The following is a 17,573-nucleotide window of genomic DNA, read 5'->3' on the forward strand; positions in this document are numbered from 1 at the left end:
GCCGCTTGATGCCGGGCGCGGCGAGCTGGGCGACCCGGGCGCCCGCGGCGCTCGACCCGGTCAGGCTGACCAGGTCGACCTCGGGATGACTGACCAGGGTCTCCCCGGCCACGGCCCCGCGGCCCGTCACGATGTTCAGGACGCCGGCGGGCAGACCGATCTCGTGGGCGACGTCCGCGAGCACGAACGCGGCCAGCGGCGCGACGCTGCTCGGCTTGACCACCACGGTGCATCCGGCCGCGAGCGCCGGCGCGACCTTGGCGGTCAGCTGGTACAGCGGGTAGTTCCACGGCGTGATCGCGCCGACCACTCCGGCGGCGAGGCGCAGCACGATCGACGAGCCGATCCGCTCCTGGGCGGGCAGCCGTTCGGCGACGTCCGCGATCGAGCGGATGACCGACACGCCAAGGCCGACCTGGACCCGCTCGGAGGTGACCAGCGGCGTGCCGACCTCACGGCTCATCATCGTCGCCAGCTGCCCACCGCGTGCGTCCAGCCCGTCGGCGAGCTCCCGCAACAACGCGACCCGGGCCTCGATCGGGCTCGTCGACCAGGCAGGGAAGGCCGCCCGAGCGGCGGTGACGGCGGCGGCGACATCGTCAGCCTCGCCCGCCGGCACCACGCCGATGGTCTCCTCGGTCGCAGCCTCGACGACCTCGATCGTCCCGTCACCGCTCGGTGCCCGCCAGCGGCCGTCGATGTAGAGCCCGGTCCTTCGGTCCATGCGCCGGTCCATGCGCTCCTCCGGGAACGTGGCCTGACTTTATCGAGTCGAACTCAATAAAGTATGGGACGCACGTCACAATAGCAGCAGCCTCCCGCCAGCCGCAGTACTTACTTGAGACGACCTTCAGGGACGGCACGAGACCGAACGTCGGACCACGGCCGACCTGCGTTAATGCGATCATGAACCTTTCGTCTCGCCGCGGCACCGGGAATGTCTGCGGGGCCCCACCCCGTTCGAACGGCTTGTACCGTTCCGACCATGGATCGCCGGACGCTGCTCACCCTGCTGGCAGTCGGCGCGGCGCAGGCCCTGACCAGTTGCTCGGGCGAACCTGCGACACCACGACCCAGCGCCGCCGGCGGGCCGCGTCCCATCGCGGCACCGGTGCCCGCTCCCGGGCGGACCATCGGGAATCCGGCCAGCGCGCCGCATGTCGGCCCGACAACCCAGCCGGCAATCCCACCGATCCCGCCGGCCCAGCCCGGCAGCCCGTCGGTGGTGTTCGGAGCGCCCGCACCGACCCGGCGGATCGCGATCACGATTGATGACGGATATTCGCCCGAGACCGTGGCCGGCTACGTGGAGTTCGCCCGCCGCTCCGCAATCCCGATCACCTTTGCGCCCAACGGTGCCTACCGGGCAATCTGGGACCGCCACGCCGACACCCTCCGTCCGCTGATCGAGGCCGGCCAGGTCCAGATCGCGAACCACACCTGGACCCACCTGAATCTGCTCGGTCGCCCCGACGACGCGATCCGCGCGGACATCGACAGGAACGAGGAGTGGATCGAGCAGACCTTCGGCATCACCTCCCGTCCCTGGTTCCGACCGCCCTACGGGGCACACAACGCACACGTCGACGCCCTGGTGGGCGAACTCGGCTTCACCAGGATCCTGTTGTGGAACGGAAGTTTCGGGGACTCGACGTTGATCAGCCCCGAGCAGCTCATGGAACTGGCCCGCCGCTACCTGCAGCCAGGAACAATCATGATCGGTCACGCCAACCACCAGACGATCCTCGGGTTGTTCGACCAGATCCAGCAGCTCATCGCCGACCGCAAACTGGAACCGGTGACCCTGGACACCATGTTCCAGACGTCCCGCGCCGTCGGCTGAACCTGTGCTGGGACCTGCAGTGGGACCTGCAGTGGGACCTGCTCTGCGGCGGTTTCGGCTCGACGACCCACGACAGCTCCCGGCCAGGTGCAGACAACGGGCCGGGAGCCGTCGACGATGAGGCTGCCACCGAGGCTGTCACGAAGGCTGTCACCGGACGAGGAGAGTGGGAGGGCGATGACAACGCCGATGATCGAAGTAAGAGCGGTGACCAAGCGATTCGGGTCGATCGACGCCCTGGCCGGGGTCGACCTGAGTGCTGACGCCGGCACGGTCCTCGGCCTGCTCGGCCCTAACGGCGCAGGCAAGACCACCCTGGTGCGGATCCTGGCAACGTTGCTTCGACCGGACAGCGGCCTGGCGACGATCGCCGGGTACGACGTCGTCCGGCACGCGCAGCGGCTGCGGTCCATGATCGGGCTGGCCGGCCAGTACGCCGCCGTGGACGAGATGCTCACCGGGCGGGAGAACCTCGAACTGGTCGGGCTGCTCTACCACGTCGGAAAGGCCGAACGGCGCCGGCGGGCGCAGGAGGTACTGGAGCGTTTCTCGCTCACCGAGGCCGCCGACCGCCAGGTGAAGACCTACTCGGGCGGCATGCGACGACGCCTCGACCTCGGCGCGAGCCTCGTCGGACACCCGTCCGTACTGATCTTGGATGAGCCCACCACCGGCCTCGACCCGCGGACCCGCAACGAGCTGTGGACGCTCATCGAAGACCTGGTCACCGACGGCACCACCGTCGTGCTGACGACCCAGTACCTCGAGGAGGCCGAACGCCTCGCGCACCGGATCGTCGTCATCGACCGGGGCCGGGTGGTCGCCGCCGGTACCGCCGACGAGCTTAAGTCCCGCGCCGGCGGCGCCATGCTCGAAGCCCGGGTCGTCGACCCCGCCGACCTCGGCCGGGTCGCGGCGCTCCTGGCCGACCTCGGCGACGGTCCGCCCCAGCTGGACGCCGAGCGACGCCGGGTCGCCGTCCCGACGGGCGGCGGGGCCAAGGTCCTGCTGGCCGCGGGACGCCGTCTCGACGACGACGGTGTCGCCCTGGACGATCTCGGAATCAGGCGTCCCTCGCTCGACGACGTGTTCCTCTCGCTGACCGGCCACGCCGCCGGCGAGCCGGCCGATGACGGGTCCGGCGCCCGGTCCGCCACCGGTACGGCCGGAACGGCCGGAGGGCCAGAAACGGCCGGAGCGGCCGGAACGGCTCCGATACCCGCGATCTCTGGAACCCCGCGGAGGAGCGCATGAACATCGTCACGCTCGACCGGCCGACGGCACGCACGGCGTCGCTCAGCCCGACCGTCGCCCTGGGTGACATCGCCGGAATCGCCCGACGCAACCTGGTCCGGCTCGTGCGCACACCCCAGCTGCTCCTCATCTCCAGTGCCCAGCCGCTGCTGATCCTGCTGCTGTTCCGCTATGTCCTCGGTGGCGCCATCGCCGTCCCCGGCGGTGTCTATGTCAACTACATCGTCCCGGCCATATTCGTGGAGGCGTCGCTCATCGGCGGCGCGGCGACCTCGGTCGGGCTGGCCGAAGACCTCAAGAGCGGGATCATCGACCGGTTCCGTGCCCTGCCGATGGCCCGCTCGGCCGTCCTCGCCGGCCGGACCGTCGCCGACCTGTGCCGCGCCGTCGTGGTACTGCCGATTATGATCGCGGTCGGGATCGCGGTCGGGTTCCGCTTCCACAACTCCGTCCCCGCGATCATCTCCGGGCTCGGGCTCGTGCTGTTGTTCGGTTACGCCATGTCGTGGGTGTTCGCATCCATCGGCCTCGCCGTGAAGGATCCCGAGACTGCGCAGGTCGCCTCGATCCTGCCGTTCTTCCTGCTGGTGTTCCCGAGCTCGGCGTTCGTGCCGGTGAGCACCATGCCCGGCTGGCTGCGGGGCTACGCGACGGTGCAGCCGGCCAACGTCACGATCAACGCTGTGCGTGCCCTCATGGAGGGCGGCCCCGCGCTCCACTGGGTGTGGCAGTCGGTGGTCTGGTCGGTGGGCATCGGTGCGGTGTTCGCACCGCTGGCCGTGCATCAGTACCGCAACCTCACCTCATAATCGTATAAACGATCGCAGGTCCCCGATGTCCGGATGTCACACGGCTGGCTTTCGGCGGCGGCGGGACCTACCGTGAAGTAGCCATCGAGATCGGTACACGGGAGGGCGCAGGCAGGTGAACGCAAGCGGCGGGCACGTGACCGACCTTCTCGGGGCATGGGCGCTGGACGCCTGCGACGCCGAGGAGACCGCGGCGGTGACGGCGCATGTCCACCGCTGCGCGGCGTGTGCGCAGGAGGCGGCTACGCTGCGGCAGACCGCGGCGGCGCTGGCCACGCTCACCGACCGGGCGGACACCGGTGCCGAGTCGCCACCGCCGACCGCCCAGGTCGTGACCGCGGCGCTGGCGCGGCGCCGGCCGGCGCCGTCGGTACCCGCCTTTGCCGCACCGTTCGCGGCGGCGGCGGGTCTGTTCGAGTCCGCGCTCGCCGAACTCGACAGCCCGGCCAGGGCTGCGCCGAGCCCGGTGCGTGGCTGGACCATCGGCGACCTGGTCACCCATGTCGCAGCCACCGACGGCCTGCTCGCCGCCGCGATCGGGATTCCCGCGGACCCGCCGGTGGATCCGCGTCAGGACGTCGTCGCCCACAGCGAGGCGCTGATCGCCCACGCCCGCACCCGACCAGCGGAGGCGGAGTATGCCCGCGCGTTGTGGCGGGACGGTGTCGACGCGATCGCGGCGCGGCTGCGTGCCGAGCCGAACCTCGCCGGCCGGTCCATCCAGGTCGGTGGCATCGGGATGTCCGTGGCCGACCAGCTCACCGTCCGGGCCTTCGAGACGTGGATCCATGCCCGCGACATCGCCCACGCCGTGGGCCTGCGCCTGCCCGACCCGCTCGCCCACGATCTGCACGTCATGTCCGACCTTGCCGCGCGGCTGCTCGACGAGCTGTCCACCCTCGACATCCCAGGGGTGTCCGAGCCGCCGGCGGGCACCGTCGAGCTGACGCTCACCGGGCCGGGTGGAGGATCCTGGTTGGTGCGCGTCGGCGCCGTCGGGGGTGCCGCGCATGCCGGCGGCGCTGAGGGTGCCGCGCGAACACCGCCCGCAGCCGAGATCACCCTTGGCACGGTGGAGTTCTGCCTGCTGGTCGGCGACCGTAGGAGGCTCGACGACCTCGACGTCGTCATCACCGGGGACGACCCGCTCGGCCGCAGACTGCTCGCGCTCGCCCCGGCGCTGTCCGGCCCGTGACCGGCCGTCCGCGTCGCGATGCACTCACCCCAGTCCCGCTCCTTGATCCACGCTCCTTGCCCCGGGCGCTCTCAACGATGTGAATCCACTGCTACTGGAGCAGCATCGGATTCACATCCTTTTTCGGTCCCCTGGGAGGAGCCCGGATGAAGCGCTTCGACTGGCTGCACCACATCGAACAGCTCGACCCGACGACGGACTTCCTCGAGATCTACCGGATCAGCGTCACGCACGAATTCCCGTGGGACTACAACCAGTCACTGTCGTTCGCGTTGTTCCGCACCTACGCCGTCCCATCCATCGGGAGCCTGCTCGCCGGGACGGGTGAACTCACCGAACGCGTCCAGAAGCGCTACGACGACACGTCGCTGATCCTCGACGCGGTCCTGGAACACGGCTTCGCCGGCCCGGGGGGACGCACCGCGATCCGCCGCATGAACCAGATGCACGGCGCCTATTCAATCTCCAACGAGGATTTCGTGTACGTGCTGTCCACGTTCGTCGTCGTCCCGATCCGCTGGATCGACCGGTTCGGCTGGCGGCGCCTCTGCGAGACCGAGAAGGTCGCGAGCGCCCACTACTACCGCGAACTCGGGCGGCACATGGGGATGACCGCAATCCCGGCGACCTACCAGGAGTTCGCCGCCTATCTCGACGCCTACGAAGCCGAGCACTTCGCCACCGGAACGGGCGGAACCGACCCGGGCGGGCGCGCCGTCGCCGACGCCACGCTCAGGCTGTTCACCACGTTCCCACCCACCCAACACGCACCCGCCGCACTGATCAGACGGTTCGCGCTGGGGCTGATGGACGACGCATTGCGCGCCGCGTTGGGCTACCCGCGGATATCCCGGGCCGAACAGGCCGCGTGCGCCGCGGCGGTGCGGCTGCGCGGGCGGGTGGTGCGGTTCCTGCCGCCACGCACCGAACCGCTGTACACCCGCCAGCGAGCCAACATCCGCAGCTACCCCGCCGGCTACGAGATCGCCGAGCTCGGCACCTTCCCGCACGGCTGCCCGGTGGCGCGCCCCGCACCGGATGACGCCACGCCGCCGGTCACGACGGCCTGACCCCGCCGCCGCCGCCGGATTCGTAGAGTCGTGGTATGGCGTCGCAGGAACTGACCGCGCGGGTCGACAGCTGGATCTGGGCTGTGCGGCTGCTCGCAACGCGGTCGCAGGCGACCGCCGTCTGCCGTGCTGGGCACGTCCATCTCAACGGTGAACGGGTCAAGCCGGCCCACGCGGTGCGCGTCGGGGACACGGTGCGGGTACGCCATGACGGGCACGAGCGGATCGTCGTCGTCACCCGCATCCTGTGCAAGCGGACCAGCGCCACCGTCGCCGGAGAGTGCTTCATCGATCAGAGCCCACCGCCGACGCGGGAGGCTACCGCTGCGATGGGTGTCCGCGACCGGGGCACGGGGCGCCCGACCAAGCAGGACCGACGCGCCATGGAACGCCTGCGTCACCACTGAAGGCGCCCCGCATCCTCGTCGCGCGAAGCGACCGGAACAGGTCAGCTCGCGAGCAGGCGGTTCACCTCGGCGGTGTCGTAGAACTCCTCGAACCGGATGGCCTTACCGTCGACCACGGTCCAGGAGTGTACGAACCGGACTGTGCCGGTCGTGCCACCGGGAGCGCGCATGTGGTGGGTGCCGAGCACGACGAGCCGATCGCCGGACTCCACGAATTCCTGCGGCTCAAGGCGCAGCTCGGCGAAAACGGCCTGCAGCTGGCCGAAGAACGCACCGATCTCGGCGTGCCCCTTGCGGGTGCCGCCGATGCCGTGGGCCTTCATGCCCTCCGGAGTAGTCCACTCGAGGTCGGGCGCGAACGCTGCGAAGACCGCGGCGACGTCACCCCGCCCGAACGCCTCGTACGCACCGTTGATGACGTCAGTGTTGCTGGACATGTGCCTTCTCCCCCTTGGATGGTTACAGAACGTTTGGACCCCGCGCATGGATGACCCGCACGGACATCAAAACATGTGAGCGTCATCACATGTCAATAGATCAATCGGACGGATTCGGCCCCTCAGGCGGTAGACGCCCGCAGCTGGAGGTCGGCCAGTTCCGTCAGGTCGATCACCCGGCGGTCGAGATGGGCGAAGTCGACCGGGCTACCGGCCAGACTCGCGGACTCGTAGCGGCGTTTGACACCCTCAGCGATCACCGCCATCCGCCAGTAGGCGAAGGCCCGGTAGTACGCCACGTCCGCCAGGTCCGCCAGGTCGAACCCGGTGCGCTCGGCATACCGGTCGATGATCGCCGTGCGGTCCGGGAATCCGGCCGCGCGGGTCGGCGGGGTCGCCATCCACACCGGCGGCGTTGCGTCCGCCGGTAGCTCCCAGCTGTTGAGCAGCACGCCGATGTCGGCCAGAACGTCACCGACGCTCGCGAGCTCCCAGTCCAGGACGGCCACCACACGCCCGTCGGAACCGAGCATCACGTTGCCGAAACGGAAGTCGGTGTGCACCAGACCGGTCCGGGACCGCTGCGGGCGGCTCCGCCCGAGGCGGTCGGCCAGCTCCGCCACGACCGGCAGGTCGCGGGTTCGGACGCGGTCCCAGACGCGCAACCACCCGTGCAACGCTCGCGCGATGAAATCCCCTCGCGGCGACAGGTCGCCCAGACCCACGGCGGTGACGTCGACCCCGTGCAGGTCGGCGAGGGTGTCAACAAGCTCCCAGGCGGCCCGCTGCCGCGCGGACGGATCGGGCAGGATCCGTTCGACGTCGCCCGGTGTCGCCACGACGTGCCCGTCGACCCAGGTCATGACGACGAACGGCGCGCCGGTGATCTCAGCGTCATCGCACACGGCGAGGACCCGCGGCACCGGTACGGCGCTCGGCCCGAGCGCGGAGAGAACCCGGGCCTCCCGGATGACGTCGTGGGCGCCCGGTGGGTAGGCACCCAGCGGAGGCCTACGCAGCGCGAAGCTCCGGCCGCCCGAGTCCGTCACCCGGTAGATGATGTTCGAGTGGCCACCTCCGACGACCACGTCGAACCGAAGTGGTCCCGTGGCAGCGGGGACGTGCGCGCCAAACCACTCCTGGACTGCCCGCACGGCCAGACCCGGGGTTTCCCGCGACCCGTCCGGCATCAGTCGGCCAATCCGACGGGCACGCCCGCCTGGAGCAGGTCGTGGTATTCGCAGTGTCCGACGCCGACGCGCCCGTCCGGCCACGTCCACATGGTCGGTGACTTGACGATGCGCAGGATGCTCTCGACGCCGTCCGCTCCGGTTCGCCGGTGCCGAGCCGGCAGCCATGCCACCGGCTGCCCGCTCGCGGACCACTCCCGGTCGGCAGCGAAGATCCGTACCGACACCGACCGCAGCTCATGGTGGGGTTCACCGGCGTAGGCGTTGTGCATCTCGAAGTCGTCGACGACCGCGAACTCACCGCCCACCCAGACATGTCCGCTACGGGTGCTCCTGGTCGGGCCGACAGCGCGAAGCAGCATGAACCCGGTGTCGTCGTCCAGGGAACAGATGAGCCAACGCATGTAGATCTTCGCCTGCCAGTTACGCGGGCCCCACGAGTGGTCCTTGCCGCCCCGGCCGTCGAGCTGCCACCTCATGTCGCCGACGCGGACCGTCCCGGTGATGTGGGCAAGATGCTGGTAGTGGAAGTCGGCCTGACCGGGCAGAAAGATCTTCTCGATGTGCTCCTGATCGGATCCCATCACCGCGGCCAGCCCCTGCGTGGATGTCACGAGGTCCAGTTCGCACTCGATCCGTGGGCACTGTGCGTACGCCCGCCTGGGGTCGGTGAGCAGCCACGGGTCGTCCAGCAGCAGAGCCTCGCCCGCGACGCGCACCTGCCCGGCTACGTATGGTTCGCCGACCGACCATTCCTGGCCGCCCGCTGCGAGACCGTTGGCACCGATGGGCGCGCGGGTGAAGGCGAAGGCGACCCGGCCGTCGGGCAGGTAGACGCACGCGGACACCTCGGCATGCCCCTCGTTCGGCCGCATCCCCAGCCGCAGCCAGCCGCCGACCCGTGCGGTGGCGTCGTAGAAGTCGACGTAGCGGCTCTCGCTCCACGTCGGGTCCGAGCCCGGAGTGTGCAGGTAAGCATCCGCCAGCTCCAGCCGCGCTCCCACGTGATGATCTCCTCACCGAAGCCGACCCGATACGGATCAATGAGTTAGATGTTACCGCGATGACACTGCCAGGGGCACAATGCGAAGAACACGATCACACACTCGGAGCGATCCCGAAAGCTCCGCACAGGACGGGAAACGGGTGTCGATGCGAGGCGACGAGAATCCACGCCGTGTGCTGCGCCTCGCGCCGGACATCGGACCGCAAAGCGGGCCGGGCAGTGCGCCCGATGCCGCGCCGCGCACCGGGTCCGATGCCGCGGGACGTGCCGACGACCTCCTTCAAGGCGCCGGCCGCGGTGACGCCGATGCGTTCGCCACCCTCTACGACCTGCTCGCCCCGCGGGTGTTCGGGCTCGTCCGGCGGGTACTACGCGACCCCGCGCAGTCCGAGGAAGTCACCCAGGAGGTGTTCGTCGAGGTGTGGCGGACCGCCGCCCGCTTCGACCCGACCAAGGGCAGCGCCGCGACCTGGGTCTGCACGCTCGCGCACCGCCGGGCCGTCGATCGCGTCCGCTCGGTGCAAGCGTCGACCGACCGTGAACGCAGGGTTGCCCTGCTCGACTATCGGGACGCGGACGGCTTCGATGACGTGGTCGAACAGGTCGAGGCGAGACTCGAGCGTGAGCGTGTTCGCCGCTGTCTGGACCGCCTCACCGGCATCCAACGGGAATCGATCACACTGGCCTATTACCGCGGGTACACCTACCGTGAGGTTGCCGAGTACCTGAAAGTCCCGGTGGGAACGGTGAAGACGAGGATGCGCGACGGCCTGATCCGGCTACGTGACTGCCTGGGGGTCGGACGATGACTCCCCCGGACGTCCACGCGCTGACCGGTGCATACGCCCTGGACGCCGTGGACGCCGGCGAGCGGGCACAGGTCGAGGCGCACCTCGCCGGATGCGAGTTCTGCGCCGAAGAGGTGGCCGGGCTGCGGGCAGCCGCCGCGACGCTGACGGAGGCGGGTGCGCTGGAGCCGCCCGCGTCGCTACGGTCGGCGGTGCTCGGGCGAATCGCGACCACCCCGCAGCTCCCGGCGCAGGCCGAGCGGCCGCAGAAGAGGCAAGGCCGCCCGCGCTGGCTGCGTCCGGTAACCGCGGCCGCCGCGGCGGTGGTCGCCGTCACCGCGGCCGGCCTCACGGTGGCCGACCAGCACCGGCGTCTGGACGACGAGCGCCAACGCGCCGACCGCCTGAGCGCGCTCGCATCCGTGGCGCTGTCACGCTCGGCGGGCATGCCGCTGGACGGCGGCGGAAGCCTGGCCGTGGTGGCCGTGGCCGACAGCGCACTGGTCTCTGCGCGGGACCTGCCTGCGCTCGCCGGCGGGCGGGTCTACCAGTTCTGGTTCGTCGGCGCGGACGGGGTGCGCTCCGCGGGCACCGCCGACGGCCGCGCGGTGGCGGTGGACCGCCTGCTGACCGGGGTCGGTGCCGCCCGCGCCATCGCGGTCACCGTGGAGCCGGCCGGCGGTTCCGCGCAGCCGACCACACCGGTGCTGGTCAACGCCCCCGTCCGCGCCTGACCAGTCACAGAGCGAGAAGGGACAGATAGGAGCGATATTTTCGTATGTCAATTCCGAAGCACCACGCCCAGCCGACCATTCCGACGAATTGCTGTGTCTGGCGCAGGGCATGCAGTTCGACCTCATACCCTCGGCGCACCGGCTGGGGGGGAACGGTGCCAGGTGAGCGAAGGAAGAAGAGGCTTTCGTTTCGTCCATCGCTCATGTGTGTGCCGAACTGGGCAATGAACGTACTGAATGCGGCGACGGGATTCGTCGGTGTGTCCGGGCCCAGCCACCACGCGGCCAATAGCTGCGTCCCAGCACCGTCCCGAGCGTCGTATGCACTCAGTAGCATCGGCCAGCCGCCGGGTCGGTCCGGTGGAGCCACTCCGAGCAGGACGAATCCGGGCTCCACATTGAACCGATGCGCTTCGCTCGCCCGCCATGAGGCCATCTCTGCCACATCTGGAGCGATTCCGAGTGGATGATTGTTCATGACCAGGTAGCCGGGGGTCGCCAGCAGATCAGCGGGCATCGTCCGCTGCACCCGAAACCGGTCCTCCATGAGCAACGACTCGATTCCTGCCGCCACCTGACCTCGTCTCCAGAACACGATCGGATGATACGAGAGCCGGGCAAGTCGGACGCGGGGTGGCAACCTCCGTAACCTGCCAACCCCGCTGGGGAGCGGCCGCAACCGGCGACAGCCTGCTGACGTTGCGGTACCCGAACCCATCCGGTCGCCATCGGGCGCCGAACAACAGGCGGAAAGCATGCTCACCCGCTACCCGCTTGGCGTCGTCAAGGTACTGCCCTTCACCGTGCACTCGGCCGGCGATTACCTCGCCGCCGCACTCCTCGTCCTCTCGCCGGTCGCTCTTTGGGAACGATGTGAATCTGGTGTTGTGGTAGGAGCATCAGATTCACATCGTTAAGAGCCGGCCGCCCGTTTTGAGGCTTATGTCCGGGCGATCCGCGCCCAGCCTGCGGTCTGCACGGATGTGGCAGGAGACCAGGATGCGCCGATGGCCAGGACGGGCAGCAGCAGACCAGGCGCATCTGCAAACCGACCGCAATGATCGTTTCCGGTTATCGTCGGCCGATGAGCACCGACCACCGGCATGACCCCGGCGCGGGCGATCACGCGCACGTCGGCGATGGTCACGGCCATCGCTCCGACGGCCATCGCTCCGACGGCCACCCGCACCGCGATCAGGCGCCGCTCCGTGGAATCGGCCCGCGGCTGCGGCACGCGCTGTCGCAGGCGGCGGGCGGGCACAGCCATGACACCGCCGACCAGATCGACGACGCGGTGGAGGCCGACGCCGCCGGCCGGCGGGCGTTGCTCGCGAGCCTCGCGGGTCTCGGACTGACCGCCGCCGTCCAAGCGATCGTGGTGGCCGTGTCAGGGTCGGTGGCATTGCTGGGCGACACCCTGCACAACGTCGCGGACGCGGCGACCGCGATCCCGCTGCTGATCGCGTTCACGCTGGCCCGGCGCCCACCGAGCAACCGGTTCACCTACGGCTACGGCCGGGCAGAGGACCTCGCCGGTATCGCCGTCCTCGTCATGATCGCGCTGTCCAGTGGGCTCGCCGCCTTCGAGGCGATCGACCGGCTGGCGCACCCACGCCCGGTCAGCCACCTCGGCGCGGTCGCCGCCGCCGGCCTGGTCGGCTTCGCCGGCAACGAACTGGTGGCCCGCTACCGGATCCGCATCGGCCGGCGGATCGGGTCGGCGGCACTGGTCGCCGACGGGCTGCACGCCCGCACCGACGGGTTCACCAGCCTCGCGGTCCTGGCCGGCGCCGGCGGTGTCGCACTGGGATGGCGATGGGCGGACCCGGCCGTCGGACTGGCGATCACCGTGGTCATTCTCGGGGTGCTGCGCTCCGCCGCCCGGGTGGTGACGGCCCGGCTGATGGACGCGGTCGACCCGGCCCTGGTCGCCGAGGCCACCGACACGTTGACCCACACCCCGGGCATCCGCGCGGTCCGCGAGCTACGGATCCGCTGGATCGGCCATGCGCTACGCGCGGAAGTCGACGTGACGGTCGATCCACAGCTGTCGCTGGTGGACGCCCACGACATCGCCCACGCCGCCGAGGCACACCTGCTGCGTCACGTCCCCCGGCTGGCCGCCGCCACGATCCACACCAGCCCAGCCCACCACCACCCGACACACCAGCACCCGGCCCACCACCCGGTCGTCGCACCCGCCGGCTCATAGGAGCGCGCGGTTCGACACAACGTGACCTTCAGTGATGTATATCGCTGAATCTGGGCTGGTTGATGGCGTGCGGACCTGCCGGTGTGCGGGCGCTGACGGCTGGTCGTGATGATGGTGACATGGGGGTATCTCGGACGCGGCGCACCGGTCCGATCACGCTGCTGCTGCTGGGTTTGTCGGCTGGTGTCACCGGTGTCCTGGCGTGGTTGCTGGGGCCGGACTCGGCGATCGCCCGGATCGGGGTGGTGGGCGGTGTCCTGGGGCCCCCAGGGCTGTGGCTGGCGTGGGCCTCCTACCGGGACCGGGACGACCGAGCCGACAACGCGGACCTGACGGTGGAGCAGGTCGCCGATCAGATCGCGGTCGCGGTCCACGACCAGTGGACGGCTGAGGCGGAGCTGCGCAGGCTGAACGATCCGCACGCGCTGCCGGTGCGCTGGCAGCCGGCGGATCCGGGGCTGGTGCAGGACTGGGCGTCGTTGGTCCGGTTGGCGACCGACCGCGGTGCCGGCTGGCCGTCCCCACCGCCGGCGGGGATCTGGGCCGCCGGGCCGGCCGGGCTTACCGGGCTTGCCGGCAGCGACAACGAGCTGATTGAGGCGCTGGACCGGGTGCCGACCGGGCGGCTGGTGGTGCTCGGCGAGCCGGGGGCGGGCAAGACGATACTGCTGGTGCGCTTGGTGTTGGCCCTGCTTGCCCGGCGTGGCCCCGCCGAGCCGGTACCGGTGCTGGTGCCGTTGGCTTCCTGGAACCCGACCGGGCAGCACCTGTACGACTGGTTGGAAACCCGGCTGATCGCCGACCATCCCGGTCTGGGTGACCCGGCCCCGGGGCCCGGCAGGTTGAGTCGGGGGCGGGCGCTGCTGAACGCAGGGCTGATCGTGGCGGTCTTGGACGGGCTCGATGAGATCCCGGAAACGGTCCGGGGCGGTGCGATCGACCGGATCAACCAGGCGTTGCAGCCGGGGCAGCGGCTGGTCTTGGCTGCCCGCAGCCGGCCCTACCAGGCAGCCGTACGCCCGGCCGGGGGAATCGAGGTCCGTCTGACCGGTGCCGCGGGCGTCGAACTGTGCCCGCTCGACGCCGCCGCCATCACCGACTACCTGCACGCCTCCGCGGGTGGGCCGGCTGCGGCCGCCCGGTGGGACCCGGTATTGGCCACCCTCACCGCCAGCCCTCCCCCTCCGGTGGCGCAGGCACTGACCACCCCCCTGATGACCACCTTGGCCCGCGCCATCTACAACCCTCGCCCGAACGAGCAGCTGACCGCCGTCCCTCGTCGACCGCTCGAGCTACTCAACCCGGGTCTCTTTCCCACCCGCTCCGCGGTCGAAGAGCACCTGTTCGACGCCTTCATCCCCGCCGCCTACCGGCCCCATCCCGACCCGGCCCGGCGCTGCCCCTGGCCGGCAGCCGACGCCGAACGGTGGCTGGTCTTCCTCGCCCGCCACCTCGACCACAACCTGCACGGCACCCCCGACCTTGCCTGGTGGCAACTCCCCACCGCTGTCTCACCACACCGGCGCTGGCTTCCCGGGCTCGCGGTCGGGCTCGCGGTCGGGCTCACGGGCGGGCTCGCGGGCGGGCTCGGGCTCGGGCTCGGGCTCACGGTCGGGCTCGGGCTCACGGTCGGGCTCGCGGCCGGGTGGGGGGAAGGAGCCCCGGCGCGGGAAATACGGTGGCGCCTCAGCGTCTCCGACCTCACGGTCGGGCTCACGGCCGGGCTCGCGGGCGGGCTCGGGCTCGGGCTCTGGCTCGGGCTCGGGCTCTGGCTCGAGCTCGTGGTCGGGCTCACGGTCGGGCTCGCGGCCGGGCTGGACGGGCTCACGGCCACCCCGGCTGACCTCACAGCGGCTGCCGGTCCGAGGTCGATCTTCGTCCAGGATCGGGCCACATTCCGCTCATTTGTGCTCGCGGACGGGCTCACGGTCGGGCTCACGGCCGGGCTCTTGGCCGGGCTCACGGTCGGGCTCACGGCCGGGCTCACGACCAGGCTCACGGCCGGGCTCACGGCCGGGCTCTTGGCCGGGCTCACGGTCGGGCTCTTGGGCGGGCTTCTCAAGACGGCGTGGGGATCGTTTGCCGTGGCGCGGGCATGGCTGGCGATGCGGGGCCGGTTGCCGCGAGAGCTGATGGCCTTTCTCGCTGACGCGCACGAGCACCGGGGTGTGCTGCGTCAGGTCGGGACGGTCTACCAGTTCCGCCACGTCGAACTCCAGCGTCGCCTGGCCAACCGGTGACGAGTTGCCCTTCAGGAGTACGCGGAGCCGTCCCGGATGCCACCGGGCCTGGCAACTCCTCAAGCTCCTGAGTGACCGCTACCAGAGATGAAGTGAGCGACAAATAACTCTTGAAGAGGCCCGTCATCTACTTCTAAAAGTCACATACAACCGGCCACCCGCACCCTGGTCAACACCCTGTGCGCACCTGACCCTCAAGCCCTCAGTAGGCACCGTCCAGGCGACGGTGATCCCAGGACAGGACACGGTCCGGCTCGACGAGCACGGCAGCCCGCTTCTCGACGACACGCTCGGCCATCGTGTCGGTCGTGATGGCCCGCCCCGCGGCAGCTATCCGGGTGAGCACCGCCTTCATCATCGGACGGATCTCGTCAGGCTCCTCGATCAGCCGCGCCCGGCCGTAAACCAGTACGCCCCGGACCGACCCGTAACTCTCGCCCAGGTCCTCCACCAGGCAGGTGACCCGGCTGTCACGGCGCAGGTTCACTATCTTCTGGGCCTTCGCATACGAGCTGAACACGATCCGGCCATCCATCAGCCCGTAACTGACCGTCGCCAGATGCGGGATGCCATGCGGCCCGTTGCTACCGATCACAGCGCTCCAGTGCCCGTGCAGGAAGTCGTCGATCTCCTGCGGGCTCATGCGAATCTGGTCACCGCGTGTCCGACTCATGGTCGCGACGCTATCGCCACCAACCGGGGCAGCGCCGCCAGTACCTCGTCCAGTACCTGGTCGCCGTTCTCCTCCGCCGCCGTATCATGAGAGAATGACCTTCGAGCGGATCAGTGTCGACCCCGCCCAAATGGGCGGGTTGCCCTGCATCCGTGGGATGCGCGTAACGGTCAGCGCTGTTGTCGGCCAGCTCGCGGCCGGTCGTTCCGCCGAGGACGTCCTGGCGGACTACCCTTACCTCGAGTACGCAGACGTCCTAGCCTCCTTGGAGTACGCAGCGGCGGCGGTCAGCGAGCGTGAGCTGCCGCTGGCCAACTCGGCGTGAATTTTCTGATCGACGCGAACCTGTCTCCCCGGGTTGCGGCACGGCTTCGTGCCGCCAGCTACGACGCCCAGCATGTCGTCGACGTGGGGCTTGGTACGGCCACAGACGCAGACATCGTCACATGGGCGACAGATCATGAACAGATCATCGTGTCCAGTGACAGTGATTTCAGCGCGATCCTCGCACGGCAGCGGCGTACCAGGCCATCGTTTGTGCTGATCAGACACCTCAACGAACTGGCTCCCGAGCAGCAGGCCGAACTCCTGCTGGCCAACCTTCCCGGCGTCGCGGACGAACTTGCCGCAGGCGCCGTGGTCACAATACTTCGTGACCGGATGCGTATACGCTCCCTACCGTTTCATTCCTCATAACGGTTGACGCTCTTTCCCAAGGACACGAGTGGCCGCTGGACGCCGTACCCACCTGATCCGCTCATATCCGGGAAACCTCCAGGTTCTCCGGCGCGAAGAGCACCGCCGGTAGCCGCACCCCCATCCGACGGAGTCATCCCGGTGGTGTCGGCGAGACGACAGCGGATTGAGGCGGGAAGGCGGTCCGCGGACCCATCCGACCGCCATCGGGCGCCGAACAACAGGCGGAAAGCACAACCGGACCGTCGACAGACCCGACCAACGCCTGGAGGTTCCGCCATGTCCCTCGTCCGCTTCCTGCCCGCCTGGTTCCACGCCGTCGCCGACTACGCCGTCGCCGCACTGCTCATCATCATCCCGCTGGCGGCCGGCGGCTCATCGCTCGCAGTCGCAACCGGCGTCACCGTGGGAATCGTCATCGCCGTGGTAAGCATGCTCACCCGCTACCCGCTCGGCGTCGTCAAGGTACTGCCCTTCACCGTGCACTCGGCCGGCGACTACCTCGCCGCCGCGCTCCTCGTCCTGTCGCCGGTCGCGCTGTCGTTCACCGACACCGACGGCGGGCTTTCCGCCTTCTACCTCGGCAGCGGCCTTGCCGTACTCGCGGTCAGCCTGGTCACCAACTACCAGTACAGCCCCGCCCGCACCGCACAGCTCCCGACCGTCCGCTCACAGCACGCCTGACCAGCCAAAGGGCGCGCGACACCACCACCATCGCGCGCCCCAGGCCGACCCAGGGAAACCCCCTCGCTATTCGGAACGACCTGTTGCCGGGCGTTCTTGGGAACGATGTGAATCTGGTGTTGTGGCAGTAGCATCAGATTCACATCGTTAAGAGCCCGCGGTCCGCCCGTGCGTACGACACGAAGAAGTCACGACGCTCGTCCGCTCCCCCACTCAGGTAACGATGATCGCATCAGCACGCGGCCTTGGACAGCCGCATACGTCAAAGCACCCCGTCAGTGGAATGGCAATTCCCCCGCGGGGCGGGTCACTGAGGGCGGGTTCAAACGGTCGTA

The 17,573-nt window shown here is 69.7% G+C and carries 19 protein-coding genes; 13 read left to right on the plus strand and 6 right to left on the minus strand.

The window, feature by feature from the left end:
• Positions 1-724 (minus strand): aldehyde dehydrogenase family protein (locus U9977_RS16060; protein WP_322750076.1); only part of this gene is annotated, 724 nt, incomplete at its 3' end.
• Between the two features lie 261 nt (positions 725-985).
• Between U9977_RS16060 and U9977_RS16065 the strand changes: the two genes are divergently transcribed.
• The 6 genes from U9977_RS16065 (at position 986) to U9977_RS16090 (ending at position 6,578) form a co-directional block, all read left to right on the plus strand.
• Positions 986-1,843: a polysaccharide deacetylase family protein gene (locus tag U9977_RS16065; protein ID WP_322750077.1), complete on the plus strand. Its 858-nt coding sequence runs from the start codon at positions 986-988 to the stop codon at positions 1,841-1,843.
• 177 nt (positions 1,844-2,020) lie between these two features.
• Complete coding sequence (locus U9977_RS16070) at positions 2,021-3,097, plus strand: ATP-binding cassette domain-containing protein (RefSeq protein WP_322750078.1); 1,077 nt, start codon at positions 2,021-2,023, stop codon at positions 3,095-3,097.
• Positions 3,094-3,906 (plus strand): ABC transporter permease, encoded by an 813-nt coding sequence (locus U9977_RS16075; RefSeq protein ID WP_322750079.1) that lies wholly within the window; start codon positions 3,094-3,096, stop codon positions 3,904-3,906. The genes U9977_RS16070 and U9977_RS16075 overlap by 4 nt, the downstream gene beginning before the upstream one ends.
• A 136-nt stretch (positions 3,907-4,042) precedes the next feature.
• Complete coding sequence (locus U9977_RS16080; RefSeq protein ID WP_322750080.1) at positions 4,043-5,101, plus strand: maleylpyruvate isomerase N-terminal domain-containing protein; 1,059 nt, start codon at positions 4,043-4,045, stop codon at positions 5,099-5,101.
• 146 nt (positions 5,102-5,247) lie between these two features.
• Positions 5,248-6,171, plus strand: coding sequence for an oxygenase MpaB family protein (locus U9977_RS16085; protein ID WP_322750081.1), 924 nt, complete (start codon positions 5,248-5,250; stop codon positions 6,169-6,171).
• Positions 6,172-6,206: 35 nt separating this feature from the next.
• Positions 6,207-6,578 carry an RNA-binding S4 domain-containing protein gene (locus U9977_RS16090; RefSeq protein ID WP_322750082.1) on the plus strand — a complete coding sequence of 124 codons (372 nt, stop codon included), beginning with the start codon at positions 6,207-6,209 and terminating at the stop codon, positions 6,576-6,578.
• Positions 6,579-6,619: 41 nt separating this feature from the next.
• On the opposite strand, the gene U9977_RS16095 is transcribed toward U9977_RS16090, so the two are convergent.
• From U9977_RS16095 to U9977_RS16105, 3 genes are all read right to left on the minus strand, one after another.
• Positions 6,620-7,015 carry a nuclear transport factor 2 family protein gene (locus U9977_RS16095; RefSeq protein ID WP_322750083.1) on the minus strand — a complete coding sequence of 132 codons (396 nt, stop codon included), beginning with the start codon at positions 7,013-7,015 and terminating at the stop codon, positions 6,620-6,622.
• A 122-nt stretch (positions 7,016-7,137) separates the two neighbouring features.
• Positions 7,138-8,205, minus strand: a complete 1,068-nt coding sequence (locus U9977_RS16100) for a phosphotransferase family protein (RefSeq protein ID WP_322750084.1) — start codon at positions 8,203-8,205, stop codon at positions 7,138-7,140.
• A complete protein-coding gene (locus U9977_RS16105; RefSeq protein ID WP_322750085.1) occupies positions 8,205-9,209 on the minus strand; it encodes a hypothetical protein in 1,005 nt (334 codons plus the stop codon). Before U9977_RS16105 ends, U9977_RS16100 begins: the two co-directional genes overlap by 1 nt.
• A 148-nt stretch (positions 9,210-9,357) precedes the next feature.
• Here U9977_RS16105 and U9977_RS16110 point away from each other — a divergent pair, with 148 nt between their 5' ends.
• On the plus strand, positions 9,358-10,020 hold the full coding sequence (locus tag U9977_RS16110) for a sigma-70 family RNA polymerase sigma factor (protein WP_322750086.1): 663 nt from the start codon (positions 9,358-9,360) through the stop codon (positions 10,018-10,020).
• Positions 10,017-10,733: an anti-sigma factor gene (locus U9977_RS16115; protein WP_322750087.1), complete on the plus strand. Its 717-nt coding sequence runs from the start codon at positions 10,017-10,019 to the stop codon at positions 10,731-10,733. Before U9977_RS16110 ends, U9977_RS16115 begins: the two co-directional genes overlap by 4 nt.
• Before the next feature lie 4 nt (positions 10,734-10,737).
• Here U9977_RS16115 and U9977_RS16120 read toward each other — a convergent pair whose 3' ends face one another.
• Positions 10,738-11,307, minus strand: a complete 570-nt coding sequence (locus U9977_RS16120) for a hypothetical protein (protein ID WP_322750088.1) — start codon at positions 11,305-11,307, stop codon at positions 10,738-10,740.
• A gap of 510 nt (positions 11,308-11,817) precedes the next feature.
• On the opposite strand from U9977_RS16120, the gene U9977_RS16125 reads away from it, so the two are divergent.
• Together U9977_RS16125 and U9977_RS16130 are read left to right on the plus strand one after the other, a co-directional pair.
• Positions 11,818-12,945 carry a cation diffusion facilitator family transporter gene (locus tag U9977_RS16125; protein ID WP_322750089.1) on the plus strand — a complete coding sequence of 376 codons (1,128 nt, stop codon included), beginning with the start codon at positions 11,818-11,820 and terminating at the stop codon, positions 12,943-12,945.
• A 119-nt stretch (positions 12,946-13,064) separates the two neighbouring features.
• The gene (locus tag U9977_RS16130; protein ID WP_322750090.1) at positions 13,065-15,185 is read left to right on the plus strand and encodes an NACHT domain-containing protein; all 2,121 of its coding nucleotides are present in this window, start codon (positions 13,065-13,067) and stop codon (positions 15,183-15,185) included.
• 202 nt (positions 15,186-15,387) lie between these two features.
• Here U9977_RS16130 and U9977_RS16135 read toward each other — a convergent pair whose 3' ends face one another.
• Positions 15,388-15,858, minus strand: coding sequence for a pyridoxamine 5'-phosphate oxidase family protein (locus U9977_RS16135; RefSeq protein WP_322750091.1), 471 nt, complete (start codon positions 15,856-15,858; stop codon positions 15,388-15,390).
• A 94-nt stretch (positions 15,859-15,952) separates the two neighbouring features.
• On the opposite strand from U9977_RS16135, the gene U9977_RS16140 reads away from it, so the two are divergent.
• From U9977_RS16140 to U9977_RS16150, 3 genes are all read left to right on the plus strand, one after another.
• Positions 15,953-16,183, plus strand: coding sequence for a DUF433 domain-containing protein (locus U9977_RS16140; RefSeq protein WP_322750092.1), 231 nt, complete (start codon positions 15,953-15,955; stop codon positions 16,181-16,183).
• On the plus strand, positions 16,180-16,554 hold the full coding sequence (locus U9977_RS16145) for a DUF5615 family PIN-like protein (protein ID WP_322750093.1): 375 nt from the start codon (positions 16,180-16,182) through the stop codon (positions 16,552-16,554). Before U9977_RS16140 ends, U9977_RS16145 begins: the two co-directional genes overlap by 4 nt.
• Before the next feature lie 279 nt (positions 16,555-16,833).
• Positions 16,834-17,238 (plus strand): hypothetical protein, encoded by a 405-nt coding sequence (locus U9977_RS16150; RefSeq protein ID WP_322750094.1) that lies wholly within the window; start codon positions 16,834-16,836, stop codon positions 17,236-17,238.
• Positions 17,239-17,573: the final 335 nt, after the last annotated feature.

It is taken from the genome of Protofrankia sp. Cas8 (assembly GCF_963555845.1).
Taxonomy (GTDB): Bacteria; Actinomycetota; Actinomycetes; order Frankiales; family Frankiaceae; genus Protofrankia.